The sequence below is a fragment of the Methylovorus menthalis genome (assembly GCF_020523625.1).
In the GTDB taxonomy this organism is placed as follows: domain Bacteria; phylum Pseudomonadota; class Gammaproteobacteria; order Burkholderiales; family Methylophilaceae; genus Methylovorus; species Methylovorus menthalis.
On the sequence record NZ_JAJAQH010000006.1, the window covers coordinates 143462 to 166087 of the forward strand.

General features: G+C 52.9%; 19 protein-coding genes and 2 tRNA genes. 10 read left to right on the top strand and 11 right to left on the bottom strand.

Translation table 11 applies throughout. The features are described 5' to 3' along the window. Window positions 1-79: 79 nt before the first annotated feature. Entirely contained in the window at window positions 80-1138 is a 1059-nt protein-coding gene (gene queA / locus LG204_RS06515) for a tRNA preQ1(34) S-adenosylmethionine ribosyltransferase-isomerase QueA (RefSeq protein ID WP_230336510.1), read from the bottom strand. Window positions 1139-1173: 35 nt separating this feature from the next. Between queA and LG204_RS06520 the strand changes: the two genes are divergently transcribed. Continuing rightward, a tRNA-Leu gene (locus LG204_RS06520) sits at window positions 1174-1258 on the top strand. Window positions 1259-1434: 176 nt separating this feature from the next. Here the strand turns inward: LG204_RS06520 and alkB are convergent. Next, window positions 1435-2097, bottom strand: a complete 663-nt coding sequence (gene alkB / locus LG204_RS06525; RefSeq protein WP_230336511.1) for a DNA oxidative demethylase AlkB — start codon at window positions 2095-2097, stop codon at window positions 1435-1437. A 1656-nt stretch (window positions 2098-3753) separates the two neighbouring features. On the opposite strand from alkB, the gene LG204_RS06530 reads away from it, so the two are divergent. From LG204_RS06530 to LG204_RS06545, 4 genes are all read left to right on the top strand, one after another. After that, the gene (locus LG204_RS06530; protein WP_230336512.1) at window positions 3754-4305 is read left to right on the top strand and encodes a hypothetical protein; all 552 of its coding nucleotides are present in this window, start codon (window positions 3754-3756) and stop codon (window positions 4303-4305) included. 588 nt (window positions 4306-4893) lie between these two features. Further along, window positions 4894-5349 carry a hypothetical protein gene (locus LG204_RS06535; RefSeq protein ID WP_230336513.1) on the top strand — a complete coding sequence of 152 codons (456 nt, stop codon included), beginning with the start codon at window positions 4894-4896 and terminating at the stop codon, window positions 5347-5349. Continuing rightward, on the top strand, window positions 5318-6358 hold the full coding sequence (locus LG204_RS06540; protein WP_268868047.1) for a restriction endonuclease subunit S: 1041 nt from the start codon (window positions 5318-5320) through the stop codon (window positions 6356-6358). Before LG204_RS06535 ends, LG204_RS06540 begins: the two co-directional genes overlap by 32 nt. After that, window positions 6355-9561 (top strand): type I restriction endonuclease subunit R, encoded by a 3207-nt coding sequence (locus tag LG204_RS06545; protein ID WP_230336515.1) that lies wholly within the window; start codon window positions 6355-6357, stop codon window positions 9559-9561. Before LG204_RS06540 ends, LG204_RS06545 begins: the two co-directional genes overlap by 4 nt. A gap of 307 nt (window positions 9562-9868) precedes the next feature. Here LG204_RS06545 and LG204_RS06550 read toward each other — a convergent pair. Further along, a tRNA-Arg gene (locus LG204_RS06550) sits at window positions 9869-9945 on the bottom strand. Window positions 9946-10059: 114 nt separating this feature from the next. Between LG204_RS06550 and LG204_RS06555 the strand changes: the two genes are divergently transcribed. Further along, entirely contained in the window at window positions 10060-11016 is a 957-nt protein-coding gene (locus LG204_RS06555) for a c-type cytochrome (protein ID WP_230336516.1), read from the top strand. 50 nt (window positions 11017-11066) lie between these two features. After that, complete coding sequence (locus LG204_RS06560; RefSeq protein WP_230336517.1) at window positions 11067-11921, top strand: symmetrical bis(5'-nucleosyl)-tetraphosphatase; 855 nt, start codon at window positions 11067-11069, stop codon at window positions 11919-11921. On the opposite strand, the gene LG204_RS06565 is transcribed toward LG204_RS06560, so the two are convergent. The 5 genes from LG204_RS06565 to LG204_RS06585 all read right to left on the bottom strand — a co-directional run bounded on the left by LG204_RS06565 (window position 11874) and on the right by LG204_RS06585 (window position 15600). Beyond that, the gene (locus LG204_RS06565) at window positions 11874-12632 is read right to left on the bottom strand and encodes a lysophospholipid acyltransferase family protein (protein ID WP_230336518.1); all 759 of its coding nucleotides are present in this window, start codon (window positions 12630-12632) and stop codon (window positions 11874-11876) included. The two genes, LG204_RS06560 and LG204_RS06565, sit on opposite strands and share 48 nt — an antisense overlap. Further along, on the bottom strand, window positions 12633-13382 hold the full coding sequence (locus LG204_RS06570) for a GNAT family N-acetyltransferase (RefSeq protein ID WP_230336519.1): 750 nt from the start codon (window positions 13380-13382) through the stop codon (window positions 12633-12635). Between the two features lie 174 nt (window positions 13383-13556). Then, window positions 13557-13976, bottom strand: coding sequence for an outer membrane lipoprotein (locus LG204_RS06575; protein WP_268868048.1), 420 nt, complete (start codon window positions 13974-13976; stop codon window positions 13557-13559). Window positions 13977-14020: 44 nt separating this feature from the next. After that, on the bottom strand, window positions 14021-14962 hold the full coding sequence (locus LG204_RS06580; protein ID WP_230336521.1) for a carbohydrate kinase family protein: 942 nt from the start codon (window positions 14960-14962) through the stop codon (window positions 14021-14023). Window positions 14963-15036: 74 nt separating this feature from the next. Further along, the gene (locus LG204_RS06585) at window positions 15037-15600 is read right to left on the bottom strand and encodes a TetR/AcrR family transcriptional regulator (protein ID WP_230336522.1); all 564 of its coding nucleotides are present in this window, start codon (window positions 15598-15600) and stop codon (window positions 15037-15039) included. A gap of 194 nt (window positions 15601-15794) precedes the next feature. On the opposite strand from LG204_RS06585, the gene LG204_RS06590 reads away from it, so the two are divergent. Next, on the top strand, window positions 15795-16319 hold the full coding sequence (locus LG204_RS06590; RefSeq protein ID WP_230336523.1) for an SRPBCC family protein: 525 nt from the start codon (window positions 15795-15797) through the stop codon (window positions 16317-16319). Window positions 16320-16372: 53 nt separating this feature from the next. Here LG204_RS06590 and LG204_RS06595 read toward each other — a convergent pair whose 3' ends face one another. From LG204_RS06595 to LG204_RS06605, 3 genes are read right to left on the bottom strand one after another with little or no spacing between them, the layout of a single operon-like run. Then, window positions 16373-17134, bottom strand: a complete 762-nt coding sequence (locus tag LG204_RS06595; RefSeq protein ID WP_230336524.1) for a hypothetical protein — start codon at window positions 17132-17134, stop codon at window positions 16373-16375. A gap of 2 nt (window positions 17135-17136) precedes the next feature. Next, window positions 17137-17550 carry a protoporphyrinogen oxidase HemJ gene (hemJ, locus tag LG204_RS06600; protein WP_230336525.1) on the bottom strand — a complete coding sequence of 138 codons (414 nt, stop codon included), beginning with the start codon at window positions 17548-17550 and terminating at the stop codon, window positions 17137-17139. A 2-nt stretch (window positions 17551-17552) separates the two neighbouring features. Further along, a complete protein-coding gene (locus tag LG204_RS06605; RefSeq protein ID WP_230336526.1) occupies window positions 17553-18068 on the bottom strand; it encodes a peroxiredoxin family protein in 516 nt (171 codons plus the stop codon). A gap of 199 nt (window positions 18069-18267) precedes the next feature. On the opposite strand from LG204_RS06605, the gene LG204_RS06610 reads away from it, so the two are divergent. Continuing rightward, window positions 18268-22080: a DUF3683 domain-containing protein gene (locus tag LG204_RS06610; protein WP_230336527.1), complete on the top strand. Its 3813-nt coding sequence runs from the start codon at window positions 18268-18270 to the stop codon at window positions 22078-22080. Window positions 22081-22223: 143 nt separating this feature from the next. After that, on the top strand, window positions 22224-22604 hold the full coding sequence (locus LG204_RS06615) for a hypothetical protein (RefSeq protein WP_230336528.1): 381 nt from the start codon (window positions 22224-22226) through the stop codon (window positions 22602-22604). The last annotated feature ends 22 nt before the right edge of the window (window positions 22605-22626 follow it).

Below are 22626 nucleotides of genomic sequence, written 5' to 3' on the forward strand. Positions count from 1 at the left end.
AAGAATACCCGATTATGAAGCGGACGGGCAGCAGGAGTTCCCTTCAAGTCTGGTGATGCATCGCGTGTTTGGGTTGCTGCTAACCGGGAGTGGTCTGCGTTTGATCGATGGTTTCCCGACGTTCCAGCAGCATGGCATCGCCATAGCTGAAAAAACGGTAACGGCTGGCAATGGCGTGGGCATAGGCCGCACGGATATGCTCCACCCCGGCAAAGGCCGATACCAGCATCATCAGGGTGCTTTTGGGCAGGTGAAAGTTGGTCAGCAAGCGCTCGACCACCTGAAAGCGGTAACCCGGCGTGATGAAAATGTCTGTTTCGCCACTGCCTGCGACCAGCGTGCCTGTGCGTGCTGCGCTTTCCAGCGCGCGCAGGGCCGTGGTGCCGACAGCGGTAATCTTATGGCCTGCCGCGCGTGTAGCGTTGATCAGATCAACGGTGGCAGGCGGCACGGTATAAATCTCGCTATGCATGCGATGCTCGCTGATGTCATCCACCCGTACTGGCTGAAACGTGCCCGCGCCTACATGCAGGGTAACGTAGGCGATCTGTATGCCGGCTGCCTGCAGACGATCGAGCATGGCCTGATTGAAATGCAGGCCTGCCGTGGGCGCGGCGACGGCGCCTGGCGTTTTGGCATACACCGTCTGGTAACGTTCATCGTCCTCGGCATCGGCAGCATGGGTAATATATGGCGGCAAGGGCAGGGCGCCATATAGATCAAGCAGATCCAGCAAAGGGCTGGCGTGCTCCACTTCAATCAGGAACAGGTCATCCTGGCGCTCGATAACACGCGCCGGAATGCCCTCGCCAAAGAAGATGCGGCTGCCAGGCTTGGGCGAGCGCGAGGCGCGAATATGCGCCAGTGCGCGATGCGTATCCAGTGGCCGCTCAATCAGCAACTCGATGCCACCACCACTCTCTTTATGGCCTTGCAAGCGCGCCTTGATGACACGGGTATCATTGAAAATGAGCAGATCGCCCTTGTTCAAGAACTGCGGAAGCTCGCGGAAGTGATGGTCGGCAATCACGCCGCTATTGCCATCCAGCCGCAATAAACGGCTGCCATCGCGCTCATTGGCGGGAAACTGGGCAATGAGTTCTTCAGGTAGGAAAAAATCAAAATCTTCGGTTCGCATATTGCTCAAGCTTTGTTATAATCGCGTTCCACTCAGCCGGGGTGGCGGAATTGGTAGACGCAGCGGACTCAAAATCCGCCGCCGCAAGGTGTGGGGGTTCGAGTCCCCCCCCCGGCACCACAAAAAGTTATTTTACCATAATAAACAATGGCTTAAAAATAACGATCCTGTTGTAAATCTTCCCTTTGATCTTGTTTTAACTTGGCTTGCTGCCGGGTAATGGCTTTGGTTTTTGTATTGCTTGCTGTGTATTTCTCATGGTCGCAAAGCCGTTGCGCTGCTTGGTGCAGACAAGCTTAGCCAGCTTTGCGAAACGTCAAGTTGATACGGTCTGGTCCCATTAGAGGATGATGCTGCGGCTTGATGGGTAACACCCCATGAAAACGCAATCTGTCTTCACCGCCCCACACCAGCACATCGCCATGCTGTAATCCTATGCGCAGCGGCTTGTCGCTACGCTGCATGCCGCCAAGTTGAAATGCCGCATCCACCCCCAGCGATACCGAAACGATGGGCGCGCTGTAATCCACCTCGTTTTTGTCTTGATGCAAGCTCATGCGTGTGCCCGGTGCATAGCGATTGATCAGGCATGCATCCGGCATAAACCCGGCAAAGCCGCAGAGCGCTGCTGCCTCGGTTGCCAGCTGCTGCATGCAAGATGGCAACACAGGCCATGGCGCATTGGTCAGCGGATCCATCGGTGTGTAGCGATACCCTTTGCGATCACTCACCCAGCCCAGCGCACCACAATTACTCATGGCCACCGACATGGTAAAACCGCCTGGCGTTTGCATATGGCGCAGGGGAGATTCACGCAGAACCTGCTCTATTTCGCCCAAGAGTTCATGTTGCCGCGCCAGCGCAAATCCCGCCAAAAGAAAAGTCGCCGCCGCCAATGCTTGCGGAGCATCTGATTCAAACAGGCGCTGGCTGGTGCTGATGTGGGGGCTATCTGTCATTCGTATGGAAAATCCTTTGAGGGATAGTGTCAGGTTGGCGATCTGGCTAAATCAAACGGAAAACGGCTTTTTTGTTTAGCCAGCAAAGTATATATGCCGGTGTATGCGTATTGGACTATTTTTTGCAGAATGGGGTTGCTATGTCTGTAAAAAAAAGCAATTCGGGATGGCCATTTGTTTTCTATTAATACATAACATCAATATGTTTTAATTCTCTGTGTAGTGCGCTTGTTGCTGGCAGCATGATGCATGCCTTCTTTATCTAAATCGATTTTCGCATGGCGCCATGCCCCAGCAAACTGGCGTCCTTATTTTCTTAGTCTATTAAGCACAGCTCTGCCGATCGCCGATCGCATGAGCGTATAGGGTGCTACCCGCAATACCCCCGCATTTACAAGTGTGTATGGGCAAACTGCATGGCATGTCTTTGCAAGGCATTGTCGCTGGCGTAAGCGCCGCTGTCAGCCTTCCCGTGCTGATTAATGTGATACGCGAGCCCGGGCAAGTACTTCCTGTGATTTCTTCAGATTTCTTTTTGTAAATATTTTAAAGGGGATTGAAGAAATTAATCTTAATTTAAAAATTTTCAATTGAATACCTCCTCTCTCAATGTCTATTGAGAATATGTCTGTTCAGATTTATACCGCTTGATAATCATCTCTTTCCATCTAGGCATTAGAGGCCCATTAGGCCGGTGTTGGCGGGCGGAACGTGTCCTCTAACTTTAAATATAGGTAAGACTTCAATTTATAAGGGTTGCTTTCTAAGTTATTGAAGAGCGCTATATATTGCCGATGGTGGACTGTGAGTATTCCATAAGTGATGAAAAAATTAAGGTCTAAGTCGACTATCAATCAAGGCTGATATTTCCAATATAAAGCAACAAAATTACTGCCTGGGATTTCCACTTTAGAATAGCAGTATTCATTGTTTATAGATTAATAGTAACAAGTGAATAAAGATATAAAATATCTATAAAATTTAGAATTTATTATCACATTTAATGGTTTTTAATCCTGAGTAATATAGGGTGAAATTTTAATTTGAATAATGTCGAGAATGAATTGAAAAGGCTTTAATTTTAGTAATGCTAGAAATGGTAGTGTAATCAGCAGAGGGAGTAGCGATAATGCCCGCCTCTGTTGAGGTGCTAAGTATTTCATTTGTAAATCCCTCCCCATATAGTTTCGATGCGGAAATTGGTACATAGTCAAAACCTAGCCAATATTAAGCTTCCCTGTTGCGTGATTGGAATCACACTTAAATCAGAAATGTAAGTGCTGATCGTCTGGAAGAGTCTGCTGAAGTCAGTGACTGATCAATGGCTATTTTGTTGTCCTCAGTTTGTATTTTTTAATCAAAAAATATTTCAATTTTCACCTATCCTCATGCTTCATAAACACTTAATAGTGTTTGTAAGTGACTGTTTTTAATTATATTTAATAGAAGATAACACCTGGTTCCTAAAGGGCTATTTGATCCAGTGCGACAGTCAGTTCTAACTTTTTAAATTAAGGTTAAAAGGGATTTTAGGGTAAAGATTTTCGGCATCTGACAATCTTAAATACCGATATCGGCAATGCCCCTAAGGGATATGTCAGTAGCTTTTATTAACGACGATACTCGCAATCGTACAAATGTCGATGGAGTATTTCTATGAAAATTGCAGCCATTCTAACCGCGGGTATTTTGATGGTCAGCTTTGCGTGGGCAGACGGTACTTCGTCTTCCGCAGCGGCCTTGGCTCGCGGGGATTCTTCAAAACCGATCAGTATTCTTCTTGCACAAAAGAAAGTCATAAAAGATGCAAAGGGCTCTGAGCAGCTCGTTGATGCAGCAGCAGTCAAGCCAGCTGACATCATCGAATACCGCGTCACCTATACCAACGTTAGCAACAAGCCAGTTAGAGGTGTTGTAGCTGAATTGCCTATTCCCGAAGGGTTGGAGTATCAGGCCTTAAGTGCCAAGCCTGTGGGTAACGTACTGCTGGCAGCCAAGGATGTGGCATATGCGAAAGAACCGCTAGTTAGAAAGCGGGCTGATGGCAAGTTGGAGCCAGTTCCTTATACCGAATACAGGCGTGTCCGCTGGGCTCTTGGGGTTATGGCTCCTGGGGCTGTTGTGGATGTCTACGCGAGAGCAAAAGTGGAGGATTTTGGCGATAAATCACAGAAAGCGTCTGGGGCTGCAAAGTCTTCTGGCAGTTAATTTAAAAAGTTTTTTTAGTTGGGTTGTTTCGGCTGTTTGCATCCTCTCTTCGGGTGCTCAAACGGTTCGGTTTTTAATTTGAAATGGGAGAAATAAAGTGAAAACTTCAAGTACGCGAGGATATGCCGGCAAAAGGAAGTGTACAGCGGTTGGGCTTGTCAATTCTTCAAGGGCGTGAGGCGGATGCTGCAAATGCAAGGCGAAGACGCTTAGGGAAAGATTTCTGCAATAAATGTACTGCAGTCACGATAAAAAATCTGCTTGAAAAAGGCATTCTTCTGAAAATCAATGCAATTTGAGAATGTTTTCTAAGTGATTGATATTATTTGAAAAATTGGCGCGCCCGACAGGAATTTCCCTACTGAAATATATATTCCATTATTTACAGATAGTTACGAGGGGTCTGGCCTTTAAATGTATCCTTCGATGTATCCAAAGTCAAGCTCTTACTTTTTCGGAGATGTTTCGCTATGTGGGAATCGTAATTTGCTGAGGTGAGCTATAGTATTTGAGAAAGAAAACATTGCTTGTAGACAGATTAAATTTCCTCCAATATTGCAAGCAATACAAAAAGATAAGGGGACGGTCGTGGTGGCAGAATTCAATCTTCCAGGCTCATCAATCGAAGAAATACAAAAGATCGTTAAAGGGTATGTTCATGCTCCTGAGAAAGCCTCATTGGATAATTTGTCGAAGCTTACCGGGCTTCATGGAAGCGTTATCAGTCGAAGTAATAAGTTCTTAACCGACATAGGCCTTATCTCGGGCGGGGCTAAAAAAGGCGCTACCGAGCTTGGAAAAAAACTAGGGCGTGCGTTGGACCATAAGCAAACTCATGATGCTCAGGGGTACTGGAAAGAGGCTGTACAGACCAATGAAAAAGTGTCGGGGCTTGTTACTACAGTCAGAATTAAAGGCGGTATGACAGATAAAGATTTATCAGCTCATGTTCTGTACGTTTCGGGTCAAAAAAACACCTCTCACAATAAAACTGGCGCTCGTTGTGTTGTCGATGTGTTGCTTGCGGCAAGGGCTGGTCTCTAAAGCACCTCATTTTCCTCCTTACGCGGTGAATCAAGGGGTCACTGTGTTTAAAGTTGATGAGGAAAATGTCGAGCGCTCCTACCTTGCTTACTGGTGTGAAGGACCTATGTTTCGAGGTTACATTAAAGGCCATTTTGCAGGTGCTACACAGATACATATACGTCACGCAGACTTGATGGCCGCACCACTTTGGTTGCCTACAATTTCTATACAACGCCGCATCGCTTCCATCCTGTCTGCCTACGACGACCTTATCGAAAACAACATGCGACGGATCGCCATCTTTGAGGAAATGGCCCGGAGAATCTACGAGGAGTGGTTTGTCCGCTTCCGTTTTCCGGGGCATGAACTGGTGAAGATGGTGAAATCGGAACTGGGGTTGATCCCGGAGGGGTGGACGACCGCTCCTTTGAGCGGTTTGGTAACAACGCAGTATGGATACACCGAATCCACTCAAGATACTCCTATCGGCCCTAAGTTCCTGAGGGGGATGGACATTAACAAACAGACCTACATTGATTGGTCTGCCGTGCCTTATTGCCCCATATCTGATGCCAACTTACCGAAGTTTCGCTTGTCAAAAGGCGATGTTCTTGTGATCAGAATGGCTGATCCCGGCAAGGTGGGAATAGTCGAGAAAGATGTATCTGCGGTATTTGCTTCGTACCTTGTACGCCTCCGCATAATTGATCAGCGGCTTGCTCCGTATTTTCTCTTTTACTTTCTGAGGAGTGATCGTTATCAGGGATACATCACGGGAGCTAGCACCGGAACAACCAGGAAGTCAGCGAGTGCGCCGGTGATCACGGGTATTGACGTCATTCTTCCTCCCCCTGAGATCATGGAGCGATTTGTCGAGCAAGTTTTCTTGATCAGGTCCCTACTGAACAAACTGCTCGAAAAAAACGCCAACCTCCGAGCCACCCGAGACCTCCTGCTTCCCAAGCTCATCTCCGGCGAGCTCGACGTCTCCACCTTGCCTGAATCTGAGGAGGCCATTGCGGAATGACTACCGTTCTCTCAGCAAAGGAAGTGACAGCCACCTACGGGGAACTCGCTCTGGTCGAGCTACCCGCGATCAACTGTTTTGTATCCCTTGGCTGGGAGACGGCCAATCTCTACAACGAGACCTTCGGGCTGGATGGCACGGAAGGCCGCAAGTCTGCCGTCGAAGTCATATTTGTGCCTCGCCTTCGAAAGGCGCTGGAGCGCATTAACCCTGGCTACCCGGCCTCTGCCTATGAACAGGCCATTGAGCAACTGACAGAGGATCGCTCGAAGCAGATACCGGTGAATGCTAACCAAGCCTTCTACAAGCTGCTGCGGGATCGGGTGAAGGTAGAAGTCACCGACGACGAAGGCAACCCGCAAACCGTCGAGCTTTCGGTCATCGACTGGAACACCCCAGAGAACAATGACTTCTTCCTTGCCCAGCAGATGTGGGTGTCGGGGGAGATGTACAAACGCCGCTGTGACCTGCTCGGCTTCGTCAACGGAATCCCGCTGGTTTTCATCGAACTGAAGGGGCCTCATGTTCCTCTGAAGTCTGCCTACGACGACAACCTGAAGGACTACAAGGGCCAGAGCGTTCCGCAGCTCTTCCATCCCAACGCCTTCATTCTGCTGTCCAATGGCTCACAAACCCGTGTGGGCACCTTGACCAGCCCTTGGGAACACTTCTTCGAGTGGCGACGCATCGACGATGAGACAGAGCCAGGTTCCACCAGCTTGGAAACGGCCATTCATGGTCTTTGCGACAAGCGGCGGTTGCTCGACATCGTGGAGAACTTCACCCTGTTCGAGGTTGCACGGGGTGGTCTGATCAAGAAGGTTGCCAAGAACCACCAGTACCTGGGCGTGAACAAGGCGATTGCCCAGATGATCAAGCTGCGGGAATCCGGGGATGTTGAAGCAGCCAAGAAGCTCGGGGTCTTCTGGCACACACAGGGGAGCGGCAAGAGCCTCTCGATGGTGTTCTTCACCCAGAAGATTCTTCGCACCTTGCCCGGCAAGTGGACTTTCGTCATCGTCACTGACCGCTCGGAACTGGACGATCAAATCTACAAGACCTTCACGGCAACCGGCGCGATCACGGGGGTGGAGGTTCAGGCCAACAGCGGGGAACACCTGAAGCTGCTCTTGTCTCAGGATCACCGCTACGTATTCAGCCTCATTCAGAAGTTCCACACAGACAAGGGCGAGGCTTACTCGCAGATTTCCGACCGCAGCGACATCATCGTCATCACCGATGAAGCCCACCGTAGCCAGTACGACATCTTCGCCCTTAACATGAGGAACGCTTTGCCTCATGCGGCTTTCCTGGGCTTTACAGGTACCCCCCTGATTGCTGGTGAAGAAGAGCGCACCCGAGAGGTCTTTGGGGATTACGTCTCGGTCTATGACTTTGCGCGATCCATCGAAGACGGGGCTACCGTACCGCTCTATTACGAGAACCGGACGCCTGAACTCCAGATCGTCAACGACAACCTGAACAAGGACATCGAGAAGCTACTAGAAGATGCCGAACTGGATGAGGCTCAAGAGAAGAAGTTGGAGCGGGAGTTCGCCCGTGAATACCACCTGATCACCCGTGATGAGCGACTGGAGACCATTGCCGCCGATCTGGTGAAGCACTTCCTCGGTCGAGGCTACCGTGGCAAGGCCATGATGGTCTGCATCGACAAGGCCACGGCTGTACGGATGCACGGCAAGGTACAAGCGCACTGGAAGATGCAGTTGGCCGATCTTCAAGAACAACTGAAGACAGCCACCGGGGACGCCAAGGAGGTGCTGGCCGAGAAGATCATGGTTATGCAGACCACTGACATGGCTGTGGTGGTGTCGCAATCCCAGAACGAGATTGAAGACCTCAAGGCCAAGGGGCTGGACATCGTGCCGCATCGGCAGCGGATGATCAGCGAAGGCTTGGACGAGAAGTTCAAAGACCCCGATGGCCCCCTGCGTCTCGTCTTCGTCTGCGCCATGTGGATCACTGGCTTCGATGTGCCGACCTGCTCCACCTTGTACCTCGACAAGCCGATGAGGAATCACACCCTGATGCAGACCATTGCTCGGGCCAACCGGGTGGCACCGGGTAAGAGTGTCGGTCTGATCGTCGATTACGTGGGTATCTTCCGTAACCTTCAGGATGCCTTGCGTATCTACGCCAAGCCGAACCAGCCGGGGCAACTGCCGATCAAGGACAAGGCTGCTCTGGTCGAGCAACTGGAGTGGCTGCTCAAACAGGCAGAATCGTTCTGTACGAGCCTCGAAATCGATCTGAAGGTGGTGGTGAACACACCGCCAGAAAAACGTCTGGAAGCCCTTCAGAAGACAATGGACGTGATCCTTGAGGCTGGGGAAGACATGGTCAAGTCGTACCTGCTCTTGGCGGGTCAGGTGGCTCGAACTTTCACGGCCATCCTGCCAGATACCGCTGCAAATGCCTACGCACCGATGTCGCTTGGAGTTCCCTATCTTGGCGCGATGATCAAGGCTCTCCGTCCTGCGCCTGACATCTCCGGGGTGATGAGTGACTTGGATGCCCTGCTGGATGACTCGATTGCAACCGAGGGTTACCGCATCGGGGATCGTCCTGCGGCTGAAGCCCTGATCGACCTGTCGCAGATCGACTTTGCTGCCCTCCAGAAGAAGTTCGAGGAAGGCAAGAAAGCCACCGAGACCGAGAAGCTGAAGGGACAGATCGAGAAGAAGCTGGAGAAGATGGTCCGGGAGAACAAGGGGCGGATCGATTTCATGGAGAAGTTCAAGAAGCTGATCGACAGCTACAACGCCTCCAGCCACAATCTCGAAGCCTTCTTCAAGGAGCTCCTTGAGTTTGCCCAAAGCTTGACTGAGGAGGAACAGCGAGCCCACCGGGAGATGCTGACCCAGGAGGAGTTAGCGATCTTTGATCTTCTCACGCAGCCCGAACCCAAGCTGTCGGATAAAGAAGTGGATGAGGTGAAGAAGGTGGCCAAGGAACTTCTAGCCAAGCTTAAGGCTGAGAAGCTGGTACTGGATTGGAAGCTGAAGACCCAGACCAAGGCTGATGTTGAGCGTACTATCCGTGATTACTTCATCAAGCTCCCCTCAACATACACGCCTGAGCTCCGCAAGGAAAAACGTGTGAAGACCTACTATGCCCACATCTATGAGAACTACTCCGGAGGTGGCCGAAGCATCTACGGAGGAATGTCAGCAGGAGCTTGATAATCAGGCGGCTCTGTCACCGGATAAGTTTTACCACAAAAATCTGAAGCCCTATCTAATAGACGCCTCGGTTGACTTACCCCCCATGGGGTGAGGTGACGCTGTAACGTACTCGAATCGGCCTGGTAATCAGACGTGTAAAGAGTTGATGAGGTGCTTGTCAGACGGCTTGAGGAAATGCTAATGTCGTTCTGACAGCTGTCACCCGGCTGTCACCCTAAAACCTAGCGGGGTTGAAAAGCTTGATTCAACTTGAGCAAAGCAAACTAGGTAATTAACTGATTTAACCTGGATTACCCGGGAAAATTGGCGCGCCCGACAGGAGTCGAACCTGTGACCTTTGGCTTCGGAAACCAACACTCTATCCAACTGAGCTACGGGCGCGTATCGAAATACTGCGAACAAGATTATAGCAAATGCACGCTAGCTTGTCCTTTTACCTGTAGGCGCTTCAACGTATAATCACTACTTTTCGTATGGGTATAAGGGTTTATAGTCATGGGTGAGCATCATCACGAATTTCCAAAAACAACAGTGACGCAGGTGGTGCTGGCTACCTTGGGTGGTTTGTTCGCGCCCGCGCTGGTGATTTTCCTCATTGTTAAGATGTTGTTTGGTGTACAGGCTTCACATCTGGTCGATGCAGACCCAGCCATTCAGCAAGCGGTGGTTGAAGAGCGTATCAAGCCGGTCGCGCAAGTTGAAGTGGCTGACAATAGCGGCCCACACGTGGACAAGACGGGCGAGCAAGTTGTAACGGCTGTTTGTTCGGCATGTCACGCCGCAGGTGCGCTGGGTTCGCCCAAGATCGGCGACAAATCGGCTTGGGGTCCTCGTATTGCTCAAGGGTATGAAACCCTGATCAAGCATGCCATTGAAGGTATTCGCTCCATGCCTGCACGCGGTGGCAATCCTGATCTGACCGATAATGAAGTTGCCAATGCTGTGGCTTACATGGCAAATCAATCAGGTGCCAGTTTCAAGTCTCCTGAGCAGGGTGGGGCTTCACATGGTGCTGCTCCGGCTGAGGCTGCTGCGACAGAGCCGGCTGCTGCGCCTGCAGCGGCTCCGGTAGCGGCAGCTCCTGCGCCCGCTCCCCAAGCCAAGGCTGCTGCACCAGCTGCGCCTGCCGCAGCTCCTGCTGAAGAGGCTAAGCCAGCTGTGGTAGCAGAAGCCCCCAAGCCTGCTGCCAGTGGCAAGTCTGGTGAAGAGGTGGTCAAGGGTGTTTGCGCCATGTGCCATGCGGGTGGCCTGATGGGTGCTCCCAAAATCGGTGATAAGGATGGCTGGGCACCACGTATTGCGCAAGGCTACGATACCCTGGTGCAACATGCCATTCATGGTGTACGCATGATGCCAGCCAAGGGTGGTAACCCCGGCTTGAGCGATGCGGAAGTTGCCCGCGCGGTGGCTTATATGGCAAACCAGGGCGGCGCTAACTTCAAGGCCGACTAAATTTGATCATGCGGTGCTGCCATGCGGCATCGCTTAAGTGAGTTCATGCTATGGCAACCTACGCAATCGGTGATCTGCAAGGTTGCCATTTTTCATTTCAGCACCTGCTGACCCATATCCAGTTTAACGCTGCGCATGATCGCCTGTGGCTGGTGGGCGATCTCATCAATCGTGGCGGACATTCCCTGCAAGTGTTGCGCTGGCTGTATCAGCACCGGCAATCGATCGTCGCCGTGCTGGGTAATCATGATCTGCATGCGCTGGCAGTGGCCGAAGGCTTTGTGCAGCCACACCGCAGTGATACCTTGCAGGAAATACTCGATGCGCCTGATAGAGAAGATCTGTTGAATTGGCTCCGCAGCTTGCCTCTGGTGCATGCCGAGGCGGGGTATCTGATGGTACATGCGGGCTTGTTGCCGCAATGGACTGCCGAGGATGCCATGGCGCTTGGCGCCGAGGTGGCTGAAGCGTTGCGCGGACCCGCCTATCGCGATTTTCTGCGCCATATGTATGGCAACCACCCGGTGGCGTGGGATGACGGCCTGCATGGGATGGACAGGCTGCGCATGATCACCAATGCCATGACGCGCTTGCGTATCTGCACTCTTGCAGGAGAAATGGACTTCAAGTTCAAGAGCGAGCTGGAGGATATTCCTGCAGGTTATGTGCCGTGGTTTGACGTGCCGCAACGGCGCTCTTCCGACACCGCCATCGTTTTTGGGCATTGGTCAGCGCTTGGCTTGCAGCAACGCGACAATCTGTTTGCCCTTGATACGGGATGCTTGTGGGGTGGAAGCTTGACAGCAATGCGGCTGGAAGACCGGACAATTTTTCAGGTGCCCTGCAGCCCGGAAGATTCACCCCGCAAGATCAAGTCGGCTGGCAATCGCCTGCCTAGCCTGTAGCGTCAGGCTGCGCCTGTCGTGCCCGGCTGCGCTGATGGGGGGCGCAAAGTCGAGTTCTACCACTGGTTTGCGGCAGGCCAGCACCTTGCCGATAGATTGCATCAGGGTAATGTCTCCCCAATACGCCATCTCGGTATTTGCATTGCCATCTTCCCGCGGATAGCGAATAGCCACCGGCCATACCATGCTGTCGGCTTCAATCGCGGCCTGCATCAGGCTGCCCTTGAAAGGTTTCAGCTCGGTGCCATCGGTGGTTGTGCCTTCTGGAAAATAGCATAGGCAATCGCCTGCCTTCAGGCTGCTCACTGCTTCAGCCACCATGCGTGACGTATCCTGCTTGCGTTGGCGGTCTATAAAAAACGTATTCACCTTGCGCGCAAACCAGCCAAATACCGGCCAGTCGCGCACTTCAGATTTCGCGATAAAACGCACCGTGCGCACGCTGTTGAGCGCATGGATGTCGACCCAGGAAACATGGTTGCCGACCAGCATGGCCGAGGCGATGTCCGGATGCGGTGGCGATCCTTTAACCACCACGCGGATGTTCATGACCTGCATCAATCCATGTGCCCAGCGGCTGATCACCCGGTCGCGCTGCCGCGCACTGAGGCGCGGCAACAGCAGGGTGGCAATCAGCATGCCATTGAACATGTGCAGGACGATACGGATTGCCCGAAAAATGCGGGTGATAGGGGAGCTTGGTTTTTCCAATTATTTGAAGAAGTGAGCTGCATAGCGCTTGTTGATACGCGACAAAGGTAACATGACCAGCATGTCTGCGGTATTGAAATCTGGATCCCATGCCGGCTCGCCGCAGATGTAGGCGCCCAGGCGCAAGTAACCCTTGATCAGGGGCGGGCAATTAACATCGAGTGAGGTCTGCAGCGCGTTCAGTGGTAATGGGCAGCGTGGGAAAACACGGTATTCCTGCGGACTGAGATGATCCTGCGCCAGTTGTGTATAAAGGCTGGCTGCCATGTGGCCACCATCGGCCATGCCAACGCTGCCGCAACCGATCATGTATTCATAGCGGTGCGTTTGCATGTATTTGGCAAGGCCTGCCCACAGCAGGGTAATGGTGCCGCCCATGCGGTAGTCGGGGTGGACGCAGGCACGGCCCACTTCTACGGTGCGGTCAAACAGGTGTTGTAGGCGGCTCAAGTCAAACTCGCCAGCGGAATAATAACCACCAGCTTCAGCCGCCATGGTGGGGTTCAATATGCGATAGGTACCAACGACTTCGCCACTGCGTGTTTCACGCACCAGCAAGTGATCGCAAAAGGCATCGAAGCCATCGCGGTCCAGGCCGTCCTGCCCATTGATGCGGGCGCCCATTTCTTCAGCAAATATCTTGTAGCGTAAACGTTGTGCTTCGGCAATTTCGGAAGGATTGCGCGCCAGAGTCACGTGCAGATGGCTGGGCTCGCTGTGCAAGCCGGTTGAGACATGCTTTTCTAGCAATTGAATCTCTCCTGCTGATTTAAGATAGGAGAGAATTTACGAATCTTTTATGACGGAACGGTGACGGCCATTTGAAGCTTGCATGAATCGCGGATGGCGTGTGATAAGAATCAGCGGGAAAAATAAAACCCGGCATTCTCTCGCCGGGTTTTATGAGATGCTTGGTATGCGTGTTTAGTGGCTGACGCGGGTGATGCCGCCACTTTCCAGGATGCGCACGCGTTCGCCTGGCTGGAACTGGTCGTCGGCTTCCTGAACGATGGCGATCATGGTGCCGCTATCCAGCTTGACGGTGATTTCAAGACCATCCTTGCGGGTAAAGCCTTCTTCAGCGGCGGAGCCTGCGAGACCACCTACAATAGCTCCGAGTACGGTAGCAATCGCCTGGCCTTTGCCGCCACCCAATGTACTACCCGCCACGCCACCGACAACGGCGCCGCCTGCAGTCCCCACTGGCGATTTTGTACCTTCCAGTTTGACGGTGCGTACGCTTTCCACCACACCCATTTTGACGGTTTGTACCTTGCGGGCTTCATCCCGGCTATACACACTGCCAGAGTTGGAGCTGGCGCATGCCCCTAGCATAGCCAGCATGACTGCAATGCCCACTAATTTCACTGTATTCACTTGTGACTCCTTTAACCCAGATTGATTGAGCTACCAAATGCCTGTTGATACTTTTGTACGATTTCTTCGCGGCTCGGCTGGTGGTTTTGCGCACCACGATGGGCAATTTTAATAGCCCCCATCACTGATGCCAGCTGCCCGCTTTGTTGCCAGTCCCAGCCATTGCTGATCCCATAAAGCAGGCCAGCGCGATAAGCATCGCCACACCCGGTGGGGTCGGTGACGGCGGAAGCTTCAACGCATGGAATATGCAGGCGTTTACCTTCAGTGTAAATGTGCGAACCCTCGCTGCCTAGCGTCACGACCAATGCTTTCACCATGCCAGCAATGCTATCAAGGGTAAGACCGGTTTTTTCCTGCAGAAGTTGCGCTTCGTAATCATTGACAGCCAGGTAGTCAGCCAGCTCAATGAAGTGCAGCAGCTCTTCGCCATTGAACATGGGCAAGCCCTGGCCGGGATCAAACAGGAAGGGAATGCCTGCATCCTTGCATTCCTTGGCATGAAGGAACATGGCATCGCGGCCATCAGGCGCGATAATGGTGAGGCTGACTTGCTTGGCGTCATGCACGCTATTGCTGTGCGCTTGGCTCATGGCGCCAGGGTGAAATGCGGTGATCTGATTGTCATCCTGATCGGTAGTGATGAAAGCCTGGGCGGTGAAGGTATCGGGAATAACCTTGATATGCGCGCTATCCAGTGACTGTTTATCCAGCCATTTGGTGTAGGGCTGAAAATCTTCGCCTACGGTCGCCATGATAAGGGGGGCGCCGCCCAGCAGTTGCAGATTGTAGGCGATGTTGCCAGCGGTTCCGCCAAATTCGCGCCGCATTTCCGGTACAAAAAAGCAGACGTTAAGCAGGTGAATTTTTTCGGGCAGGATATGGTTTTTGAAACTGTCCCCAAACACCATGATGGTGTCGTAAGCCATTGAGCCGCAGATCAGAGTTTTCATTATGTGGGCTAAGAAGGAAAAGCCACATTATCTGCGAGTAGCGGCTCGCCGGGCAAGTGTGCTGAGGGGCTATATCAGGATTTGAGAGCGTTATCGATCAGGACTTTGGCGGCTTTCTTGGCATATTTCACTGCACCTGAGCCGCGCTTCATCTGTTCGGCCTGCATGGCACCTTCAATCAGCAGGGAAAGTTGCAAGGCCAGGCCTTCGGTATCCTGAATGCCAGCTTCCGTAGCAAGCGATGCCAGAAATTGCCGGAACTGCCGCGATTGCTCGGCAGACAGGCGGTGCACCGGGTTCTCTTCATTGGGGAATTCGGCGGACGCTTTGAGAAACGCCATGCCGCGGAAGTCAGGAGAAGTGACCCACTCTTCAATAAAGTCGAACAGCTTTTGCAGTTTTTCAGCAGGCTTTTTGGTATTGGTCTCGAATTTTTGTTGCAGCCAGGATTGAAAGTCCTGATGGCCTTGCTGCAATACTTCCAGGATCAAGTCTTCCTTGCTGTGGAAGTATTTGTACAAGGTCATTTTGGTCGTGCCAGCGACGGCGACGATGGTGTCGACGCCGGTAGAGTTGATGCCCCGCGTCTGGAACAGATCGGTGGCCACACTGAGTATTTTTGCCCGTAATGGAGACATGGTTTGGTGTTTCCTGAAGATGATTAAATTCTATCGTAAAGCATTCAATAAATATACAAATCTGTATATTTTTAAGCGCGGCCCTTATTCATCCCTAACAACGGGATTTTTTCACGGGTGTCAGGCGAAAAATTCATGTACATTCCTTGCGCCGTAAGTCATGCGGTCATTTTCATTTATTAACCGAGGTATGTATGCGTACATTTAAAAGTGCTTTAGTTCTGGCGGCTTTTGCTTTACCGGTGGTATCAATCGCGGCGATTGATGAAACCTTGCGAGTTCGTGAAACCATCGAAATCAATGCCCCTGCGGATAAGGTTTGGGCGCATGCCGGGAACTTCGCCGATATGTCCTGGCACCCTGCTGTTGCAAAAACCACGCTGTCCAGCGGCACTGCCAATGCGGCGGGCGCTCAACGTGTACTGGTGCTGAAAGATGGCGGCACTATTCACGAAACACTCACTGAGTTTGACGATGGTAATCACGTATTGAAGTACACCATCACGGAAAGTGTGCTGCCATTGCGCGAATATGACTCCACCTTGCAAGTGCAAGCCGTAGGCGAAGGCAAAACCAAAGTGACCTGGAAGAGCATGTTCAAGCGTAAGGATCCTGCGCATGAGCCCAAGGCGGGCGAGGATGACAAGACTGCGCGTGATACCGTGACTTCCATTTATCAAGGCGGCCTGCAAAATCTTAAAGCACTGTCTGAGAAATAATACTGCGCACTCCATGTAATAAAGCCGGCGATGGCCGGCTTTATTATTTGTTCCTAACTCGTCGAGTTCTTCATCAGCATTGGCGTGTAGTTGCAGCTGACTTGTTGCAACAGTTTGTTGACGACATCCTGATCGCTGACCTTGGTTGACACCTTGCCGTTGACGACATATTCGATGTAAATCCCACGTTCCGATTCAGGTAGCACAAGCGCTTGCGGGTAGTCGCAGCTTCCCGTGCGCATCTGTTCAATTTTGGCGTACATGGCGGCGGTGCGGGCGGGATTGGCGACTGAAAAATCTGGTGCCATCCGGGGCTCGGCGGGTTTCGCCGAGGCATTCAAGGCCGCCACGATAAACCGGCCTGACGGCTGGAGCTCACTCTGTAGCGCAATACTGCTAGTGCCCAGCAAGGTAAATAAGCCCGCGGCAATCGCATAGGCTAATGCCTTGCTGGCAGGTTTCTGTTCAGGCGCCTGGGCTTGTAGCATGGCGTCGGCTGCAATGCGGGCGTGGCGCAGGGCGCGTGAAGCGGGTGATACCAGTTCCGTTTCAAGCGCCTGTTGCATCATGAAGTAGAGTTGCTGAGCCAGCAGCTCTGGCATCTCCTCAATCGCCATAGCTTGCGTCTGCTCTTGCATGAAACGCAGCATAGCGCTATCCGAGGCAATGCCTGATTCACCGCATAGTATGGAGGTGGTGCTGGCTGCATCTGCCAGAAGATCAAACGCATTCAGCAGGCGCTGGCCTGGGTCGCTCGAGGATTTTTGTATCCTGGCGATCAGCAATTCCGAGTTCAATAATGGATGGGCTGGCATGGTTAGAAGGGTTTAACCTCAACCAGAATAACAATGGCAATCAGGGCCAGCACGGGAGCTTCGTTAAGCCAGCGGTAAAATACATGGCCGTGCCGATTGCGGTCGTTGGCGAAGTCACGCACGAGCTTGCCGCAATACAGATGATAGAGCACCAGCAATACTACTAGCGATACCTTGGCATGCAGCCAGCCGCCACTGAATCCATAGCCCAGCCAGAGCCAGGTGCCAAAAGCGATGGTCAGTACCGCGCCGGGGGTCATGATGCCGTAGAACAGCTTACGCTCCATGATTTTGAAACGGGCATTGCTGGGTTCGTCGCTGGACATGGCGTGGTAAACGAACAGGCGCGGAAGATAAAACAGCCCTGCAAACCAGGTCACCATGAAAATAATATGCCAAGCCTTGATCCAGAGCATGGCTAGCCTTTTGTGCCCAGTTGTTGATCCAGCAGGCTGTGCAGTGACTTGAAATCAAGCTCGCCGATGGCTTTGCGGATAATTTTGCCATCCTTGTCTAGTACGAAGGTGGTCGGGGTGACGCGCACTTCGTTGAACTGCATGCTCATGTCGCCGGTGTCGTCGTGGGTGACTTTAAATGGCAGGGAATTTTTGGCCGTGTAATTTTTAACCTGATCGATAGGGTCGTAGGGCATTGCAATCGCCACGACTTCAAAGCCGCGATCATGGTATTGATGCCAGGTCTGGATCAGTGCCGGCATTTCGGCAATACAGCCGGGGCAATCAGTAGCCCAGAAGTTGACCAGTACCACTTTGCCACGCAGATCCTGCATGCTGGTGGTCTTGCCATCCAGTGTGGTGAAGCTGATATTGGGGGCTGTAGGCTTGCTGGCCAGTGTGTAGGCAAGAAAGCCCAAAAGCAGGACCAGCAGCAATGGAAACAGCAGTTTGCGAGGGGAATTAAATAAGGATTTCATCTTTAAATATGAGCGATCTGCGATGCACGCGTTATTGTCGTGGGTTTGCCGGGGCTTGTCATCAGGAATCTGCGCGGGGGAATGAGCGACTGTATGAATTTTGCATCACGCACAAGCTTAATACCTGACAAATTCAGTCTGCTAATAAACTGCCATGTTGCCCATGGTATAATTGCACTTTTGGTTACCTTCCAAATTCATGACCACCCGCTTACGCGAAATCCCGTATAACTACACCTCGTTTTCAGACCGCGAAATCGTCATCAGATTCCTCGGTGAAGATATCTGGAACGTTCTCAACGAATTGCGCGGCGAACGGAAAACCGGCCGCTCTGCACGCATGCTGTTTGAGGTGCTGGGCGACCTCTGGGTTGTTTCCCGCAATCCTTACCTGCAGGATGATCTTCTTGCGAACAAGAAGCGTCGGCAAGCACTGATCAGCGCATTGCATCACCGTATCAAGGCTATTGACGAACGTAGCCAGGGCAATCCTCTGGTGCTGCGTTTGATTGAGGCGGCGCGCAAGGCAGTCAATGTCTTCGAACAGGATTTCAAGCAAACCGAGAGTCTGCGCAAAAAAGCCCAGTCACGCCTGGGCAAGATCACGCGCAAGGACAACATTCAGTTTGACGGCCTGGCGCGCGTTTCGCATGTGACCGATGCTACCGACTGGCGGGTTGAGTATCCGTTTGTCGTGCTGACACCGGATACCGAGCAGGAAATGGCGGCGCTGGTGCGTGCCTGTATCGAACTCGGCCTCACCATTATTCCCCGCGGCGGCGGTACCGGTTACACCGGCGGCGCCGTGCCGCTGACGCCTTTGTCAGCCGTGATCAATACCGAAAAATTGGATACCCTGGGTGCCGTGGAAATGCGCACCCTGCCAGGTGTTGGTCGTCAGGTGCCGACTGTCCATTGCGGCGCTGGCGTTGTTACGCGCCGCGTGATGGAGGCTGCCACGGCCGCCGGGCTTGAATTCGCCTGCGATCCTACCTCTGCCGATGCGTCTTGCATCGGCGGTAATGTCGCCATGAACGCCGGTGGCAAGAAGGCCGTGCTCTGGGGCACGGCGCTGGATAACCTCGCCTCATGGCGCATGGTGACGCCCGATGCCAACTGGCTCGAGGTGGAGCGTCTGGACCACAACCTGGGCAAGATTCATGATATTCCAGTCGCGCGCTTCCGCATCACGCGCTTTGCCGAAGATGGCAAAACCATGCTCGCCGAACCGGAAATCCTGGAAATCCCTGGCCCCAGCTTCCGCAAGACCGGACTGGGCAAGGACGTCACGGACAAATTCCTCTCGGGCTTGCCTGGCATACAGAAGGAAGGCTGCGATGGTCTGATTACTTCGGCCACCTTCATCCTGCATCGCATGCCCAAGCATGTGCGTACCATCTGCCTGGAGTTTTTCGGCCATGTGGCGCTGGGTGTCCCTGCCATTGTCGAGATCAAGGATTACCTGGATGCGCACCCCAATACCCTGCTCGCAGGCCTGGAGCATCTGGACGAGCGCTATCTGAAAGCCGTGGGTTATGCCACCAAGGCTACCCGCAATGAGCGTCCCAAGATGGTGTTGCTGGCCGATATTGCCAGTGACGATGAAAACGGCGTAGGCGAAGCCGCATCGCATATCGTGCGGCTTGCCAATGCGCGTGGCGGTGAAGGCTTTATCGCTGTATCGGGTGAAGCGCGCAAGAAGTTCTGGCTGGACCGTGGCCGTACGGCGGCGATTGCCAAACACACCAATGCGTTCAAGATCAATGAGGACGTGGTGATTCCGTTGCCACGTCTGGGCGATTATTCGGACGGCATCGAGCGCATCAATATTGAGCTGTCGATCAAGAACAAGCTCAAGCTGGCCGATGCGCTGGAAACCTTCCTGCAAGGTGATCTGCCTTTGTATCAGGACGATGACACTCAGGCCGATCCTGAAATGCTGGTCGCCAAGCGGGCCCAATCTCTGGCGATGGTGGACAAGGTGCGTACGCACTGGCGCACCATCCTGGAAAACCTGGATGCGCCGGTTAGCATTCTGGGTAGCGAATATGCGGATATTGCGACTGAAAACGTCTTCCGTGCTGTGCAGGAGCATCAGGTACGCGTGTCCTGGAAACGCGAGCTGAAAAAGCCGCTGCATCAGATATTCACCGGCCGTGAATACCAGAAGATCCTGGAGCGGGCGGACGAAATCCATAAGCAGGTGCTCAAGGGCCGCGTATTCGTGGCGTTGCACATGCACGCGGGCGACGGCAACGTTCATACCAATATTCCGGTCAATTCAGACGACTATGAAATGATGCATGCCGCGCATGAGGCCGTGGCTCGCATCATGAAGCTGGCCGAAAGCCTGGATGGCGTGATTTCCGGCGAACACGGTATTGGTATTACCAAGATGGCGTTCCTGGACCAGAAAACCATTTCGACCTTTGCCGATTACAAGCAGAAGGTAGATCCGGAAGGGCGCTTCAACAAAGGCAAGCTGATGGCAGGCTCAGGCCTGGATGGGGCTTACACCCCATCGTTTGGGTTGCTGGAGCAGGAATCCATCATCATGGAACAATCGGCGATCGGCGATATTGCCGACTCGATCAGCGATTGCTTGCGTTGCGGCAAGTGCAAACCCGTATGTACCACGCACGTGCCCCGCGCCAATTTGCTATATTCGCCACGCAACAAGATACTGGGCACCTCGCTGCTGATTGAGGCGTTCCTCTATGAGGAGCAGACGCGCCGTGGCATTTCGATCAAGCACTTTGACGAGTTCAATGATGTGGCGGATCACTGCACGGTGTGCCATAAATGCTTGAACCCTTGCCCGGTGGATATCGATTTCGGCGATGTGTCGATTGCGATGCGCAACTTCCTGCGTGAGCAGGGCAAGAAGCATTTCAATGCCGGGACTACCGTGTCGATGGCCTTCCTGAATGTCAAGGATCCGGCCACTATCAAGATGATGCGCACGGCCATGATAGGCTGGGGTTACAAGCTGCAGCGACTGGGGCATCAGGTGTTCAAGAAGCTGGGCCTGATTGGCAACATCAAGAAGAAACCACCCGCCACCCTGGGCAAGCCCGATATCAAGGCGCAGGTGATTCACTTCATTAATCGCCCCATGCCCAAGGCCATGCCGACCAAAACCTCGCGTGCGCTGCTCGGTCTGGAAGACGATACGATAGTGCCGATCATCCGTAATCCGCAGAAGACGACGGAAGAATCGGATGCGGTGTTCTACTTCCCGGGCTGCGGTTCGGAGCGCTTGTTCTCGCAGGTGGGTCTGGCTACCCAGGCCATGCTGTATGAAACCGGTGCCACTACCGTGCTGCCGCCAGGCTATCTGTGCTGCGGTTACCCGCAGACATCCAGCGGTAATCACGACAAGGGTCAGCAGATCACGGCGGAAAACCGCGTGCAATTCCATCGCATTGCCAATACGCTGAACTATCTGGATATCAAGACCGTGATCGTCTCGTGCGGCACGTGTATGGATCAGCTGCAGAAGTATGAGTTCGAGAAGATATTCCCGGGCTGCCGCTTGCTGGATATTCACGAATATCTGATGGAAAAAGGTCTGAAGCTGGAAGGCGTGACGGGTACGCGTTATATGTACCATGACCCTTGCCATAGCCCGATGAAGACCTACCAGCCGCTCAAGGTGACCAATGCCCTGATGGGGCAGGATGTTGCGCTGAATGACCGTTGCTGCGGCGAGTCTGGCACCTTTGCCGTGTCGCGTCCCGATATCGCAACCCAGGTCAAAATGCGCAAGCAGGAAGAGCTGGAAAAAGGCATGGCCAAGCTGGGTTTGACCCCTGGCGCGCCCGAGCAGGATGTGAAGATTCTGACTTCATGCCCATCCTGCCTGCAAGGTCTTGCGCGCTATGGCGAAGATACTGGCGTTCAGGCGGATTACATCGTGGTGGAAATGGCCAAGCATCTGCTGGGCGAAAACTGGATGCAGGATTTCGTTCACAAGGCCAATAATGGCGGGATCGAAAAAGTGCTGCTGTAACACTGGCTCTGCTTGGGTGAAGTGAAAAGCGCAAGGCTCAGCCTTGCGCTTTTTTTATTGGGAGGCGTATCCAGGAATTTGGGGTTTACAGGCTGATTTGCCAGCGTATAGTAGGTTGAATTGATTCAGGCAAAGGAGTTGTAATGACCAGGGTTGCCTCACTTTTACTGACCAGCATGGCGTTCATCCTTGTTGGTCAAGCCATGGCGGAAGAAAGTACGCTGGGTGCCATTCCGGCATTATCCAACAGTAACAATGCATCCTCTGGCGTGGCTGTCAGCCCGCCTACCCAAATGAATACCCGCTCGCGCCTGTCGCCTGTCATTGTGTTGCCGCCAGAGAGTCTGGAGCCGCGTACGCTGGTGGTGCCATTGCCAAGCGAAGGCGGTCCACCAGTGGTGATGCGCAAGAACAGTATTGAAGTGCTGCCGAGTTTGCAGCCCGCTTTGCCCAAGTCCAAGGCTAGCCCTGATGCAGGGAATGCCACGGGAAACAGAAAGCCTCTGCCACCAATCGTCGATTGAGGTAGCTGCGCTCACTTGCCTG